This is a genomic window from Parajatrophihabitans canadensis, from assembly GCF_053764775.1.
On record NZ_CM132445.1, the window covers coordinates 2725679 to 2740726 of the forward strand.

At 63.8% G+C, this 15048-nt stretch carries 16 protein-coding genes; 5 read left to right on the top strand and 11 right to left on the bottom strand.

The features are described from left to right. Positions 1-9: 9 nt before the first annotated feature. The 5 genes from ACSMXN_RS13235 to ACSMXN_RS13255 form a co-directional block, all read right to left on the bottom strand. Positions 10-1587: a hypothetical protein gene (locus tag ACSMXN_RS13235; protein WP_022911934.1), complete on the bottom strand. Its 1578-nt coding sequence runs from the start codon at positions 1585-1587 to the stop codon at positions 10-12. A 119-nt stretch (positions 1588-1706) separates the two neighbouring features. After that, positions 1707-2867: an ATP-binding protein gene (locus ACSMXN_RS13240; protein ID WP_051148735.1), complete on the bottom strand. Its 1161-nt coding sequence runs from the start codon at positions 2865-2867 to the stop codon at positions 1707-1709. Positions 2868-2896: 29 nt separating this feature from the next. Then, entirely contained in the window at positions 2897-3610 is a 714-nt protein-coding gene (locus ACSMXN_RS13245) for a response regulator transcription factor (protein WP_022911936.1), read from the bottom strand. Between the two features lie 107 nt (positions 3611-3717). After that, positions 3718-5685, bottom strand: a complete 1968-nt coding sequence (gene dxs / locus ACSMXN_RS13250) for a 1-deoxy-D-xylulose-5-phosphate synthase (RefSeq protein ID WP_022911937.1) — start codon at positions 5683-5685, stop codon at positions 3718-3720. Positions 5686-5841: 156 nt separating this feature from the next. Next, complete coding sequence (locus tag ACSMXN_RS13255) at positions 5842-7230, bottom strand: TRAM domain-containing protein (protein ID WP_022911938.1); 1389 nt, start codon at positions 7228-7230, stop codon at positions 5842-5844. Positions 7231-7289: 59 nt separating this feature from the next. On the opposite strand from ACSMXN_RS13255, the gene ACSMXN_RS13260 reads away from it, so the two are divergent. Next, entirely contained in the window at positions 7290-7958 is a 669-nt protein-coding gene (locus ACSMXN_RS13260) for a potassium channel family protein (protein ID WP_022911939.1), read from the top strand. Next, entirely contained in the window at positions 7958-8617 is a 660-nt protein-coding gene (locus ACSMXN_RS13265) for a potassium channel family protein (RefSeq protein ID WP_022911940.1), read from the top strand. Before ACSMXN_RS13260 ends, ACSMXN_RS13265 begins: the two co-directional genes overlap by 1 nt. On the opposite strand, the gene ACSMXN_RS13270 is transcribed toward ACSMXN_RS13265, so the two are convergent. The 3 genes from ACSMXN_RS13270 to dut form a co-directional block, all read right to left on the bottom strand. Next, positions 8555-9256 (bottom strand): DUF3159 domain-containing protein, encoded by a 702-nt coding sequence (locus ACSMXN_RS13270; RefSeq protein WP_081648928.1) that lies wholly within the window; start codon positions 9254-9256, stop codon positions 8555-8557. The two genes, ACSMXN_RS13265 and ACSMXN_RS13270, sit on opposite strands and share 63 nt — an antisense overlap. 221 nt (positions 9257-9477) lie before the next feature. Then, positions 9478-10128, bottom strand: coding sequence for a DUF3710 domain-containing protein (locus ACSMXN_RS13275; protein ID WP_022911942.1), 651 nt, complete (start codon positions 10126-10128; stop codon positions 9478-9480). Next, on the bottom strand, positions 10128-10658 hold the full coding sequence (gene dut, locus ACSMXN_RS13280) for a dUTP diphosphatase (RefSeq protein WP_051148775.1): 531 nt from the start codon (positions 10656-10658) through the stop codon (positions 10128-10130). Before dut ends, ACSMXN_RS13275 begins: the two co-directional genes overlap by 1 nt. Before the next feature lie 31 nt (positions 10659-10689). Here dut and ACSMXN_RS13285 point away from each other — a divergent pair, with 31 nt between their 5' ends. Continuing rightward, positions 10690-11202, top strand: coding sequence for a DUF3093 domain-containing protein (locus ACSMXN_RS13285; RefSeq protein ID WP_022911944.1), 513 nt, complete (start codon positions 10690-10692; stop codon positions 11200-11202). A 59-nt stretch (positions 11203-11261) separates the two neighbouring features. Here the strand turns inward: ACSMXN_RS13285 and ACSMXN_RS13290 are convergent, their stop codons facing one another. Together ACSMXN_RS13290 and ACSMXN_RS13295 are read right to left on the bottom strand one after the other, a co-directional pair. Next, complete coding sequence (locus ACSMXN_RS13290) at positions 11262-12050, bottom strand: hypothetical protein (protein ID WP_155958266.1); 789 nt, start codon at positions 12048-12050, stop codon at positions 11262-11264. A gap of 83 nt (positions 12051-12133) precedes the next feature. Further along, entirely contained in the window at positions 12134-12442 is a 309-nt protein-coding gene (locus ACSMXN_RS13295; protein ID WP_027139088.1) for a DUF4193 domain-containing protein, read from the bottom strand. 218 nt (positions 12443-12660) lie between these two features. Here ACSMXN_RS13295 and ACSMXN_RS13300 point away from each other — a divergent pair, with 218 nt between their 5' ends. Further along, positions 12661-13167: a LytR C-terminal domain-containing protein gene (locus ACSMXN_RS13300; RefSeq protein WP_155958267.1), complete on the top strand. Its 507-nt coding sequence runs from the start codon at positions 12661-12663 to the stop codon at positions 13165-13167. Positions 13168-13183: 16 nt separating this feature from the next. On the opposite strand, the gene ACSMXN_RS13305 is transcribed toward ACSMXN_RS13300, so the two are convergent. Continuing rightward, the gene (locus ACSMXN_RS13305; protein WP_022911948.1) at positions 13184-14014 is read right to left on the bottom strand and encodes an inositol monophosphatase family protein; all 831 of its coding nucleotides are present in this window, start codon (positions 14012-14014) and stop codon (positions 13184-13186) included. 76 nt (positions 14015-14090) lie between these two features. Here ACSMXN_RS13305 and ppgK point away from each other — a divergent pair, with 76 nt between their 5' ends. After that, complete coding sequence (gene ppgK, locus ACSMXN_RS13310; protein ID WP_051148776.1) at positions 14091-14864, top strand: polyphosphate--glucose phosphotransferase; 774 nt, start codon at positions 14091-14093, stop codon at positions 14862-14864. The last annotated feature ends 184 nt before the right edge of the window (positions 14865-15048 follow it).

Consider the following 15048-nt stretch of genomic DNA (forward strand, 5'->3'; position numbering starts at 1 on the left):
GCGAGCCCCTCAGGGCGCGTCGGCGATCGACTGAATATCTTTGACCCCCAGGTCGAGCAGCGCAGCCTGAGCGTTGCCTGGCTGATACCTCACCACCGCGCCTTCGGACCCAACGGCGACCACGAAGCCTCCCCACCAAGTTGGCAGCAGTGGCGCTGGAATCGGGAAACCGTCTTGCTCGAAAGCCGGGGCCTCCGGCGAGGTCGCCGTAGACGGCGAATTGGGATCGCCGGGCCGGCCAGGCGACGATGACCCGGTGGGGGTCGCCCCGCCGGGCAACGGCGAGGTGCCAGCCCGGTTCAGTGAGTCTGACGGTATGGCCGAACTGCGCGAATCACCAGCGTCTGAAGGGCCATTCGTGCCGTTCGAGCTCGGCTTGACGAGCGGAGCGGTCAGGGCCAGGACTTCAATCTGATTGCCTACGGACTTGTCAAGCTGCGCTACCGCGAGGCGGCGACGAGAACCTACCTGCGCGTACACGGCGAAGGCAGAACCGTCCGGCGAAAACGACGCGGGGCCGGTCACTGTCAATCCACGAGTGGCTTCGTACCAACGAGTCCCTGCAACAGCCGTGGGTGTCGCTGATGGCGTGGCCGATCCGCTGTGCTCTGAACTCGACGATTCCTTAGCGGATGAGTTCGACGATGCCTTGGCGGGTGGCCGCAGGCCAGAGCTGCTTGCCGATGGGCTGACCGTGGTCGTCGCAGTCGACGTGACGTATGTCAACGGCATGATTCCGAACTCTCGCCGCTGGACATCCCACACAAGCAGATCCGTCTGCGTCGCTGCGAGCGGATAGACCGTCCCGATCGGGCGGAGCGTGCCATTCGGTCGAATCAGGACGGCGGTGGCAGACAGTGGTTCCAGTGGAACCGAACCGTCGAAGACCTGGTTCAACGGTTGCCACGCGACCAGACCCACGGTTGTGTCGGTGGCTGCTCGGGTACCTCTCGGCAGATCAAACAGCGCGCTTGTCATACGACCGGACGCGTCGTAGCGACGCACGCCAAAGTCCCGCAAGACGACATTGCCCGTTTTGGAGGATGACGAGCTCTGCGAACCTGACGGCCCATCCGATGAAGAACGTGCCTCTGATGACGAGGGTGAGACCTTCGGCGCCAGGAAGTCCAACCTGCCGGGGTCGGCCAAGGCAACCTCAACGATCACCGCCGCAGTCCCCTGCACCGCGGGCAACACGGCGTCGGCGAGGCCGAGGTCGATGACCTGCAGCTTCTGCGTGACCGCGTAGGCGTGCTGGCGGTCACCTACTGCGGCCAGCACCACGCTCAACCCTCGGTTGGTCAGCACTGAGCGTGGCCGGGCCGCGGCTGGCAGAAGCACTCGGTGGACGGTGGTCCCGAGTTTGTAGTCGACCTCGTCCTGATGAATGACCAGAGTGGCTGGGACATCGACGGGTGCCGTGGGTGATCCAGAAACGACCACGGACTTCCCGCTGGGCCTCGAAGACGGCTGGGGCTCGCCATGCACGATCAGTAACACAGCGACCGCGAGGAGCACTGCGACGCCGAACCCGGGATTCGTGGTCCAGTGCGGCAGAGCAAAGCGAGGCGATCGGGACTGTTTCATTCTTGTGAAAGCTTAGCCGGGGCCTTTCCTGCGACTCGGATCGCGGCCTAGCCCTGCTCGGCTGCATTGTTTCGTAGCCCGAGTCGGCGCGGCTTGCTCTCGTTGGCCGGCGGTCGTCGTCAGACCCGTACTGGCGCGACCTCGTCCACCGTGGCGAGCGGGAGCGAGATGTCGACTCGCAGGCCCCCTTCCGCGAGCGCCTCGGCTCGAATCGAGCCGTGGTGTGCGTCGACGATTGCTCGCACAATGGACAGACCGAGCCCGGCACCTCGTTGCGAGGTTCTCGCTCGACCACCCCTGCGGAACGCATCGAATAGGCCCAGTACTTCATCAGGCGCAACCGCAACGCCGCTGTTGGACACTACGACGCGCGCGCGGGGGCCAGCCGAGGTCGTTGCGGCGGAGGTCTCGATTCGGACCCAGCCCCCGTTGACGTTGTATCGCACCGCGTTTTCGACGAGATTGCCGATCACTCGCTCGAGCAGCCTCGGATCACCTGTTGTGCGGACTGGCGGACCCTCTGCGGTGATGCTGATCCCGCGCGTAACCGCTTCGGCCTCGGCCGCCGCAACTGCGTTGGGAATCAGCTCGTGCAGGTCGACCTCCTCCGACACCTCGAGACCCTGGCCTTCGCGGCCCTGTAGTCGGGCAAGCGCCAGGAGCGCGTCTGCGAGTCTCTGAGCACGATTGGTTGCGTCCCGAAGCACCTCGCCCATCCGGCGCAGATCCTCGACGCTGGCCTGGGGATCGGACAACGTCACGTCGAGCTCTGTTTGAATCACCGCGAGCGGAGTCCGCAACTCGTGGCTGGCATTGGCCACAAACCTTCGTTGACTGTTGAAGGCGGCGTCAAGGCGGCCGAGCATCTCGTCGAACGTGTCAGCGAGCTCCCTGAGCTCGTCGTCGGGGCCGCCCAACGCGATCCGTTCGCTCAGCGTCTTGGTTGACAGGCTGCGCGCGGTGGCAGTGATCCTGGCAACCGGGAGCAATGCCTGACGGGCCAGCAGGTAGCCGCCGACAGCGCCGATCAGGACAATGATGCCGAAGTAGAGCAAACCGTTGTTCAACAGGTAGGCCAAGGCGTTGTGCCGGTTCAGCTCTTCAACCTCTGTCGGGTTGAAGGTTCTCGGAACTCCGTTGCGGTCCGTAAAGGTGACGTCGCCAGCCGGAAAATTCCCATTTATCGTGTTGTTGCGCAGCGACCGATCGAGCAGCATGTATGAGGTAAGCAGCAGCGCAGCACCGATCAGGAGGACAAGCGCGCCATAGAGCAGCGCCATCCTGATTCGTAGTGTGGGCTGCACCAACCTCACGACTCGGCCGAACCTCCATCGCTTTCGACGGCGGGCTCTTCGATCACCAGGGTGGGATCGATTCGGTAACCGGAGCCGACCACCGTCTCGATGATCGCCGGTTCACCCAGCTTGCGCCTCAACGTCATCATCGTCACTCGAACCGTCGTGGTAAATGGGTCGGCGTGTTCGTCCCACACACGATCGAGCAGCTCCTCACTCGATACGACGACGCCCGCTGCAGAAAGCAACGTCTCGAGCACGCCGAACTCCTTGCGGGTCAGATCGACGTTTCGGCTCGAACGCACCACGGTGCGCTTCGCCGGATCCAGAATCAGATCGCCCGCTTGCAGAACCGGAGGCGCGGCCGGCGTGGCCCGACGACCTAGCGCGCGTACGCGAGCCACGAGTTCGGCGAACGCGAACGGCTTCGCCAGGTAGTCGTCCGCCCCCAACGCCAAGCCTTCGACCTTGTCCTCGATCGACCCACTGGCCGTCAACATGATCACTCGGGTCAGGACACCTTCATCGGTGAGCGACCGGCAGATCTCGTCACCACTCTTGCCGGGGAGATCCCGGTCGAGCACGACGACGTCGTAGCGAGTCTGGGTAGCCTTGCTGAATCCGTCGTCGCCGTCGTATGCGACGTCGACCGCCATGCCTTCACGACGCAGCCCGCGAACAACCGCATCGGCAAGCTGGGTCTCGTCCTCGACCACAAGTACGCGCACGCTGTCTCCGCTTCCTCATTTACTTCGGCCCCCGTCGGGTCGGAGGTTCCAGCACACCTTCTCACGAAGATGTGCTGTCATGTTTTACCGCGATATCGGAATTGAACTCAATCGTGTTGCTGCTCGATGTCCGCCGTCAGCGCACGATCCCCCGTAACGACCTCGCTCTCTACCTCGGTGCGCCCGATGACGCCGGCCGCAAACTCGACCGTGCGCCGGGCAATACCCTGTGGTGTTAGTCCGATACGTGTTTTTACGTCAGCCACACGACCATGATCCAGGAACTCGACCGGAATGCCGAATTCCCGTGTCGGCACCGAGAGCCCTGCCAGGGCCACATGCTGCGCCAGTCGAGATCCCACGCCGTTGACGACTACGCCGTCTTCAATCGTCACCATGACCTGCGCGTCGGCAGCCAATGCGGTCAGGGACGGCGAAATCGGAGTAATCCAGACCGGGTTCACCACGCGAACCCGATAACCGGCCTCGCTCACCCGCTTCGCCGCGCCCAGAACATCATGAGCCAGCGCCCCGATCGACACCATCAAAATGTCCACCGGAGCTTCGTCGGGTTCTTCGAGCACGTCGACGTCACCAACTGCGCGTTTCGCTGGGACGTCGGCTTCGAGCGCCGTCTTCGGATACCGAAGCACCGTCGGATGGTCGCTCATCGCAACGGCCTGACGGAGCGCCATGCGCAGAGTCGGCTCGTCGCGCGGCGCCGCCATGTGGATGCCGGGAACGATGCCGAGCATCGCCATGTCCCACATGCCGTTGTGCGACGCACCGTCCTCGCCCGTGATACCTGAGCGGTCGAGCACGATCGTCACGCCGGCTCGGTGCAGCGCGACGTCCATCAGCAGTTGATCAAAGGCTCGGTTCAAGAAGGTGGCATAGAGCGCGACGACCGGATGTAGGCCGCCCGCGGCCATTCCCGCAGCCGAAGTCAGGGCGTGCTGTTCGGCAATGCCCACATCGAAGGTCCGCTCCGGGAAACGCGCAGCGAAGGCACTGAACCCGACCGGGTCGAGCATCGCCGCCGTAACCGCAACGATGTCATCCCGCTCGCTGCCGAGTTGCACGATTTCGTCAGCGAACACCCGCGTCCAACTGCGAGACGGCGTTCGGTTGAGTTGCTCGCCCGTTTCAGGATCAATCACGCCGACCGCGTGCATCTGATCGACCATGTGATTCTCGGCGGGCGCGTACCCGTAACCCTTACGCGTCACACAATGCACAAGCACTGGGCCACCGAACTGCCGGGCAAGGGTGAAGGCGTGCTCAAGGGCGACGCGATCGTGGCCGTCCACGGGCCCCAGATATTTCAGACCTAGATCCTCAAACATGCCTTGGGGGGCAATGAGGTCTTTCATCCCCCGCTTCAGGCCGTGTAAGGCGTCATACAGCGGAGGCCCGACGACTGGAGTTCGACCCAGCGTTCCCTTTACATTGCGGAGTACCCGCTCGTAGCCAGGGCGTAGGCGCAAGCCAGCGAGGTGATTGGCGAACCCGCCGATGGTAGGCGAGTACGAGCGACCGTTGTCGTTCACAACGATCACCACCGGACGATCGGAGGCGGCGATGTTGTTCAGGGCCTCCCAACACATACCACCGGTGAGCGCGCCGTCGCCTACAACCGCCACGACCGGACGGCGGTCACCTCGAATGTCAAAAGCCTTCGCCAGTCCATCTGCGTACGACAGCGCAGTCGAGGCGTGCGAGTTCTCGATCCAATCGTGTTCGCTCTCGGCCCGACTCGGGTAGCCAGACAAGCCGCCCGTCTGGCGCAACGTGTCGAAGGACTCGCGGCGACCGGTGACGATCTTGTGCACATAACTCTGGTGGCCCGTGTCGAACAGAACGGGCTCAGCGGGCGAGTCAAATACGCGGTGCAACGCGATAGTCAGCTCGACCGCACCGAGGTTTGGGCCCAAATGGCCGCCGGTTTTCGAAACCTGACGGACCAGAAAATCTCGGATCTCGGTCGCGAGCAAGGACAGATCCTCGGCGCTCAGCCGCCGCAGATCCGACGGACCTGAGATACGACTAAGGACGGAGCCTACGGTGCCAGCCATCAGTCTCGATCCTCCGGCTCCCCTTTTTGCTGAACGCCGACGGAAGTTGCACGCCCTCGGCGACCAGCGATTCGATAGGTCAGAGACACAGCGTAGTCGCCCGGCCCCTGCGACGCTGGCTGCCGTGCTGGGTGGCATCAGTCGTGCCGAGTGGAGTCAGCTGCCGACGGAGCGCGGGGGCGTGAGAACCGCGATGCACTCGACGTGATGAGTCATCGGGAAGGCGTCGAAGGCTGACACCTCCGCTAGCTGCCATCCGGCGTCGAGCGCAGTCCGGATGTCACGCGCCAGCGCGGCCGGATCGCACGCGACATACGTGATCAAGCGGGCGCCGCTGCTCAACAGAGCCGTCATCACCTCGCGACCCGCGCCGGTACGCGGTGGGTCGAGGATCACCAGATCAATGCCGCCCATGTCCTGTATGGCGGCGTTGACGGATCGAGCGGTCACCGACGCTGCCCGCATGCCTGCCCACGGCAGGTCCTTCAGATTGTCGGCAGCGTCGGCCACAGCGCCCCGATCGGCCTCGATACCGATGACCACGCCTCGTTCACCGACTGCCTCGGCGAACACCGCCGTGAAGAGACCGGCGCCCGCGTATAGATCCAGGACCCGCTCGGCCGGCTGCGGCCGAGCAGCCGTAGTGACCGTCTCGGCGAACGTCTGGGCCGCGCCTGGATTGGTCTGCCAGAAACCACCCGCTTGCGTGAGGAATGTCCGGCCGGCCGCCCGATAGGTCAGCCGGCGCGGGCCCGAAACCTGATCGACCACGAGTCTCGGCCGCCCGGCTCTAGCAGCCCGCCTCGGCGACGATGCCTGGTTCTTCGGCCGAGAACTGCGTCGTCCGTCAGGCTGGGGCGACTGCTGCGCACTGGGGGTAACCATCGCAAGCACCGCGATCTCGTTGACGTCATCAACCGCGACCTCGACCTCAGTTACACCGGGCCATGCGGTGGCCAAGGCCGCTGCATCGCCAACACCGGCCGCGCCAAGCGGGCAGGCTTCGAGCTCGATGATCCGGTGCGATCGGTGAGCCCTGAGACCCAGTCGACCAGCGGCCGAGACCGCATACCGGATGCGGCGACGCCACCCCAGACCGGTCCCCGACAGTGGCTGCACCTCGACAGACATATTCAGTCCCGCCAACCGTGCGAGTTGCTCATTGACGACCGATGCCTTGAGTTTGCGCTGTGCAGCCAGATCGACGTGCTGAAAATCGCACCCGCCGCAGCCTGCGGCACCCGAATACTGACATGCTGGCGCCACCCGATCCGGTGAACTCGTCACGACCTCAACAGCATCGGCCCTGCAGAAACTGCCACCGCCGTCTTCGGTTACTTCGATCAATACCTTTTCGCCCGGGAGCGTATGGCGAACGAAGATGACCCGACCTTCGTGTCGCGCGATGAAATGGCCGCCGTGAGCCACCGGCCCCACCTCTACGAGCAGTCGTCGGCCTACCCAGTTCGGCGACGCGGGAGGCGACGCGGGAGGCGATGCGTGAGTCGACCCGGTCCGCTCGCCGGGTGTCGGGACGGAATCCATCGTCACCCTGGGCACCCTAGTCGCCGCGGCGCATCGGCAAACTGTGTAGCGTGCCGGGCGTGCACATCGTAGTCATGGGGTGCGGCCGAGTCGGATCGACTCTCGCCCATCACCTGCAGCGTCTCGAACACAGCGTTGCGGTCATAGATCAGGACCCAACCGCCTTCCGACGGCTCGGTCCAAGCTTCAACGGCAAGACCATCGCTGGTATCGGCTTCGATCGCGACACGCTGGTGGACGCCGGCATCGAGGGCGCCGATGCCTTCGCCGCGGTGTCCAGCGGTGACAACTCGAACATCATCGCCGCGCGGGTCGCACGCGAGACGTTCGGTGTGGGCCACGTGGTGGCCAGAATCTATGACCCTCGCAGGGCGGAGGTCTACGAGCGGCTGGGCATACCCACGATCGCCACAGTTCCGTGGACCGCGAGTCGACTTCTCAAGAACATTCTTGGCGGCACGATCGACGAAGAATGGCGCGACCCGACCGGCCAGGTAGTAATGCTTCATGTGGTGATTGCCGAAGGCTGGGTCGGGCAGAAGCTGAACGCGTTCGAAGAAGCAACAGGAGCCCGGGTTGCCCTGATCAGCCGATTCGGTCGCGGCGAACTCCCGACGGCGCACACTGTAATTCAGGCCGGTGACGAACTGCACGTCACCGCGACTGATGACCTGGCCGACGGAATCCGTGAGGCTGCGGCTGAAGGACCCGTAGGAGGGCGTCACTGATGAAGATCGCGATTGCCGGAGCCGGCGCTGTCGGTCGGTCGATAGCCAGGGAGTTGATCACCAACGGACACGACGTGTTGCTGATCGACAAGGACGAGCGCAAGGTACGGATGGAGCGCATTCCCGAGGCGCAGTGGCTCCTAGCCGACGCCTGCGAGGTCGACAGCCTGGAGACCGCCCGTCTTGAGGAATGCGAGGTAGTCATTTCGGCGACCGGCGACGACAAGGTCAATCTGGTCGTGTCGCTGTTGGCTAAGACCGAGTTCTCAGTTCGCCGGGTCGTCGCCCGAATCAACCATCCGGCCAACGAGTGGCTGTTCACAGAATCGTGGGGAGTCGACGTCGCGGTCTCGACGCCGCGCGTACTAGCTGCCTTGGTCGAGGAGGCAGTCTCCGTCGGCGACGTCGTCCGCCTCTTCAGCTTGCGCGAGGGTCAGGCCAACCTCATCGAAGTCACCCTGCCGGTCGGCGCCCCGTGCGCAGGCATTCCCCTTCGTGACCTCGACCTGCCCTCCGACGCAGCCATAGTGGCAATCATTCGAGCGTCGAGGGTCATCACGCCAACGCCGGACGAGCCGCTCGAACCGGGTGACGAGCTACTCTTCGTTGCCCTCCCCGAGGCCGAGCCCGCCATCCGAAAGGCCGTCTGCGCGGCTTGAGCCGCCGGAGACAATGTCCGGCGACTCTTCGAGCCGTTTCCTTGCGCGGCGAACGATCCAAAATGCGAACGCCAGCACCGCGACGTACAAGGGATATCCCATCGCCAACCGGGCGACAGCCAACAGGCCGGTTTCATTCTTTTGGAAAAGGCTGAACTGGACCGCTGCCCGAGCCGCGAACATCGCCGTCGCAGCTGCTGTGGCGAGCATGTAGGCGCGAAGCAGTGAGGGCCGTCGATACCAACTACGACCTTCCGCCATCGGTGTGGGTTCCAGAAACTCCCACAACACACCGACGAGTGGACGCCGCACAATCAACGACAAGGCGAAGACAGCTGTATAAACGAACGAACCGGCGATGCCGAGCAGGAAAAAGCCCCTAGCTTGGCCCGTCCTCGCCGCAATCGCGGCGGCGACGGCAACGCTGAAAAGACCCATCAGGGCCTGCTGAATCGACTGATGGCGGACCAGACGGTACGCGGCCACCAAAATCCCTGACGCCACCGCCGCAACGATGGCGTTTCTCAGCCCGCCCACGCTGTTGGCTATCACGAAGACAACTGGCGGAATCGCTGTGGCCACGGTGCCAGACCAACCGCCGAGAGAATCAAGCAGCTGTTGCCGCGCCTGCTCCTTCAACCCAGTCTTGGCATCACCATCACCGTCATCAGCACCGTCATCAGCACCAGCACCAGCACCAGCATCAGCACCAGCACCAGCACCGGCACCGGCACCGGCACCGGCACCGGCACCCGAAGGGCTTAACGAACCGGTGCCGACGACAGGGGGTATCGCAAGGTCAGGATCAGTTTCGCCACGCCATGCGTGGCCTGGGTCGTCCGCCGACCGGCTCACAGCACTCAGCCCTGTTGTTCCTGCTCGACCGCCGCCGCAATCTGCTCTGCGGCCTCTCGCGGCAATTGGAGCGGTACTGGGTCGCGCACCGGCAGCGGCTCGTTCCCGCGAACAACGACGAGCGCCCGAAAGGCCGCAATGAATACGGCCGACTTCTCGGCCTCGGCCGCCGGACTGCCTGCGAGCATGGCGCGTAGGAACCATCGCGGGCCATCGACTCCGATGAATCGGACCGGCGTGACACCTCCAGGTGCTGGCAAGGTCCCGTTGAGCTCGATGCCGAACTCGCCTTCCACTTCCCTGGTCTTGCCGCCCTGCTCGGTGATCGAGGCCTTGATCTCGCCCCGCACTTCATCCCAAATACCCTCGCTGCGCGGCGCCGCAAATACGCCAAGCTGCATCTGGCCTGCGTCGTTGACCAGGTTCACGGTGGCGACTGTGCCTTGATCGTCGACCTCGACCCTGAGCTCCAGACCGGTGTCCACCGGGATCCGCAGTGCACCAAGATCAAGTCGCTCCGTACCGTCGTCCGGCGCGTCATGGATATCAAAAGGACCGGTCGTTGCCTCGGCCTCGCGGGGACGCTTGGTCTCCCACGGCGGTGTGGCATCCAGCTTTGAGCGCTCTGTGCGCCTCTCTTTGCGCCGCGGCGCCATTACTGATCGTCTCCCTGTTCCCGTGTTGTTATCGCCGTCGGTGCGATCGTTGGTTCCGCTGGCACGCCGTGCACTCGAGTGAGTGCTGATGACCCGCCCGTGGACCCATGGCCGCCGTCTCCTCGTTCAGAGGGCGGCAGGTCTGAGATTTCTACGAAGTTGGCGTGTTCCACGCGCTGGATTACCAACTGGGCAATACGGTCGCCCCGCGCCAGCGTGATGGCCTCGTCCCGATCATGATTTATGACGATCACCTTGATCTCGCCACGGTAGCCGGAATCGATCGTGCCGGGGGCGTTCACTAGGCCCAAGCCCGCTCGGATCGCCAGGCCAGATCGGGGATGGACGAAGCCCGCGTAACCCTGCGGTATCGCTATGGCCAAACCGGTAGGCAGCAGCGCCCGCTCTCCGGGTGCCAACGTGGCGTCAACGGTGGTAACCAGATCAGCACCGGCGTCGCCGCTCAGGGCGTAGCTGGGTAGCGGAACCTGTGGATCGAGCCTGCGCACTGCCACCGTCAGCGATCCGATCGTCACAGCGCAGAAGGTTACCCTCGTTGACGTGACCGCTCAGCCATCCAGCATTCCCGGCACCATTGCGTACACCGAGCGGCTCTACAGCCCCTGGTGGTGGTATCCCGCAGCAGTGGCCGTAGCTGTGCTCCTCGGAGCGGAATTTGCGCTCGCTTTCACAGCCTGGTGGGCGTGGCTCCCGACGGTTGCCCTCGTCGCAATATGCGTACTTGTCGTCTGGCGGCTATCTGCTGGACGGGTGACCGTAACCGGTACGCACGTCAGCGCGGGCGATCAGAGCGTCGAGCTCGGCGCTATCACCGCGGCGATCGGAGTCTCGTCGGGCGAGCTTCGCAGATTAGTCGGCCGCCACGGCGACCCTTTGGCGTTCAATTTCATTCGCTCCTGGGTCGGTCCAGGTGTCCAGTTTGTGCTTCGAGAAGGGCAGTCCGAGGACGGAGAATCGGCTGATCCCTACTCGGTGCCGTACTGGCTTGTGTCGTCACGCCACCCGGACCGGCTGTTGGCGGCGCTGCACGCGGCGTCGGTGCCGATCCGCTGACGGTTGGTCGTTCAAGTCCGGCCGAGCCCGCCCCAGTACCCGCTCGCCCAAAAGTCGGGCTAGCGGCTGATCGGTCTAGCGGCTGATCGCAGCTGATGAAACCAACGTTCGTCCGACATGCCCCTGAGTTCGGCGACCAAGGATTCACCTAAGGATCTTGTTGCCCGTCGATTCACCTCCGCGCCTGCAACCGCGCCGGCGAGAAACGGCGCGAGAGTGCTCGTGCTACGGCCCAATTTGCGCAGGACTTGGCTACGGAGTTCACGCTTGGCAGATACCCCAAAGATGGCCGTCAGACCCGCACCGACCATCTGAGGCTTGATTGCGCGCTTGCGCACCCACGACATCAGGTAGGCGGTCGCGCGCTCATTAACGCCGCCTTGGGCCGGATTGCCGAGTATCTCGTGGAGTTCGGCGACCAACTTCAGTTCGATGGCCGTGATTACCAGCATTTCGGCCGCGAGTTGGATGGGCGCAGCAAGTAGCACCGGCGGCGCGACAAACTCGACGGCGGCCAGTCCGCCGGCAGACGCGCCGACGGCTGCGCTCGCAATAGTGGCTTTCTTGATCAGGCTCTCAGCGATCTGCATATCTGACTGACCGAAATACTGCCGCCGAAGCGTTCGTGCATTTCGCACCGGAACGCGTGGCGCGAGTTCGACTATCTCGTCAACCAGCCACCGGCCAGCCGCGACTGCCCGGAAACCAGATTGTCGGGCCCGCCGAGTCAACACGGGGACGAGCGCCGCCAAGGCCTTTTCGCGACCATGCTTGTCTTGTTGAGGCCCCTCTACGCTTACCGGCGCGACAGCGCGCTCGATGAGTTCGGCCAACTCGTCTTCGGGCATGCCACTATCTTGCCGCACCACGAGGCCGCTTGACGGCCATCGCGGTACGGCCGCCATCGGCTCAACGGCCAGACTGTTCTGCCTCAGGCGCAGTCGCGGCAGATCAGCTGTCCATTTTTCTCTCGAGCGAGCCTGCTCCGGTGATGGACCAGGAAACAGCTCGAACAGGTGAACTCGTCATCCTGCTTCGGGAGCACCCGGACCGTAAGTTCTTCACCAGAAACGCTCGACAGGTCTGCGCCGGGCAGTTCCAGCGACTCGGCAAGTTCGGTCTCATCGACGTCGATAGAGCCCGATTGCGCCTCGGCGCGCCGCGCCTTCAGCTCCTCAAGCGAGTCTTCGTTCAGTTCATCAGCTTCGCCCCTACGGGGCGCGTCATAATCGGTGGCCACTCTTAAGTTCATCTCCTCGATCAAATGCACGAGTTCCTGCGATCCGGTCACCTTCGACCGCGGGCGCGGACAGGATATTCCTGACCGCTGGCCGCGGAACCGTATCGCGTCTCGCGTGCCGTCCAACGACCGGGCATGCCTCGCGATTCCCGAAGTGGTCCCAGCTAGGCTGTCGCTTTGGTTACACGCATCACGTCCAGGAGGTGAAGATCCCGGGTATGTCCGCTTCGACGACCCGCCGGCCGCTGCCTGCACTGGCCTTCCTGGTGGCACTTTCGGTACTGACCGCCATCGTTTGGTGGCGGGTATTGCATCGTGACGACGCCTCGAGCGCAACAAAGACAACCGTCACGCACGCACCTACGTGCGCCGCTACCGGAGCCAAGGTAGTCCTGCCCAAACCAGCCGCCGTCACGATCAAGGTACTCAACGGCAACGGCCTGACTGGGCTTGCGGCGAGTGTGTCCGCTCAGCTGCATACTCGCGGCTTCGTAACAGCCGGGACTGGCGACGCGAACACCATGATCGGTATCGGAGAGATCCATTTCGGGCCGAAGGGCAAGAACGGCGCGACGCTGCTCAGTTTCTACGTGCCCGGCGCCAAACTTGTCAGCATTTCTCGCGCCGATGCCTCCGTCGACCTGGTCCTCGGCCAGGCCTACAAAAGCCTGGCAACGAATCAGACCGTCCTGGCCGCCGAGGCGAGGGCCGCAAAGCCCTGCTGAGCCCGTCTGCCCGACGTCACGCAACGCGAGCCGCTTCAGCGGCACCTAGCTGGTCCAATAGCGCAAAGAATTCTTCTGCGTGCTCCGGATGCGCGCCGGCGACCATTTCCACTCCCGGACGTCGGCCCTGCGACCCAGACAGGCGGACGCCGGACTCGGCGGCGATCAAGGCGCCTGCTGCGAAATCCCACTCGCTCAGCGCGCCCTCGTAGTACAGATCGACCCAACCGGCGCTCAAAGCACATAGATCAAGCGCGGCCGATCCAAGGCGGCGAATGTTTCCGACCCGGCCGAGGAGTTCGCCGATGACCCTCCCCTGGGCTGCTCGCTGCCCTCGGTCATACCCGAAGCCGGTGGCAACAACGGCTTCCGCCAGCGGAACGGATCGCGGACCGAACAAACGTGCTCGTCCGAGGTACGCGCCGCCACCGGCCGCCGCGTGGAAACAGTCGCCGGACACCGGGTTGTGGACACACCCTGCTACAACCGCATCATCCAGCTCAGCGGCAACTGACACGGCAAACTGGGGCAGTCCGAGCATGAAGTTGACCGTCCCGTCTATGGGGTCGACGATCCATCGGACACCCGAGTTCGATTGCGCTGAGACCCCCTGCTCCTCGCCGAAGACGCCGTCGGCCGGCCGAAGCCGAGCCAGCTCAGTGACGAGGAACGCCTCCACCGCACGATCAACATCGGTCACAACGTCTGTGGGCGAAGACTTGGTTCGAATCTCGAAACCCTCCGCGCGACGGCGAAGCATGAGTTCACCCGCCCGCACCGCAAGATCGACGGCGATAAGTTCAAGATCGGCCGCCAGAGAGTTGTTTGTGGGCCGATGTGATGACATCTGTTCCCCTGTTGCTTCTTGAGGCCGACACGGGCCGATAAGGTTTGCACCAATCAACCTAGTCAGCGGAGGAATGATGACCGCGCCAGCCTCACAGCAAAGCCGCGCCACCCCTGAAGCCGCGTACGGCATAGATATCGGAGGCAGCGGAATCAAAGGCGCGATCGTCGATACGAAAACTGGCGAGCTCAGAACCCAACGAGTACGGATTGCTACGCCTACGGAGTCAACGCCGGACAACGTCGCCCAGATCGTCCTGGATCTGGTGACGCGCGCCAAATGGGACGGTCCGGTTGGCGCCACGTTCCCGGCGGTTATCAAGAACGGAGTCGCTCGGTCGGCAGCCAACGTCGATCCCTCTTGGATCGGCACCGACGTCGATGCTGTATTCACGAAAGCGACCGGACGCGAGGTCACCGTCCTCAATGACGCCGATGCTGCGGGCTTGGCCGAGGTGCGCTTCGGTGCGGCTCGCGATGTGCGGGGCGTGGTCATCCTTTTGACCTTCGGCACCGGGATCGGTAGCGGTCTGTTTCTCAACGGTCAGCTAGTGCCGAACACCGAGTTGGGCCATCTCGAGCTGGACGGGCACGATGCTGAGGACCGCGCAGCCGCCTCCGTCAAGGACAAGCAAAAGATGTCCTACAGGCACTGGGCCAAGCGCGTGCAGCGTTATATGTCCCACGTCGAATCGCTGTTCTCTCCTGACCTGTTTCTGGTAGGCGGCGGGGTCAGCAAGGATTCGGATCGGTGGCTACCCTTTCTCGAGCTGCAAACACCGGTTCGTCCGGCGATGCTGCTCAACAACGCGGGGATTGTCGGTGCCGCAATGGCGGCAGCCGAACGCTGAAAATCCTCCGCCAGGCCTTCAAATCGCGCGATTGATTCCGCGTTGAGCGCGCTGGCGTGATTACAATGTCTCATGCAGGGCCTGGCACCAACGAAGGCACCGCGATCCCATCCTGGCGATCCGGTGAACCCCAGCGGCTAGCTGACCCCACTCACATCCTCCCGCGCACTGCGGAATTGTCATG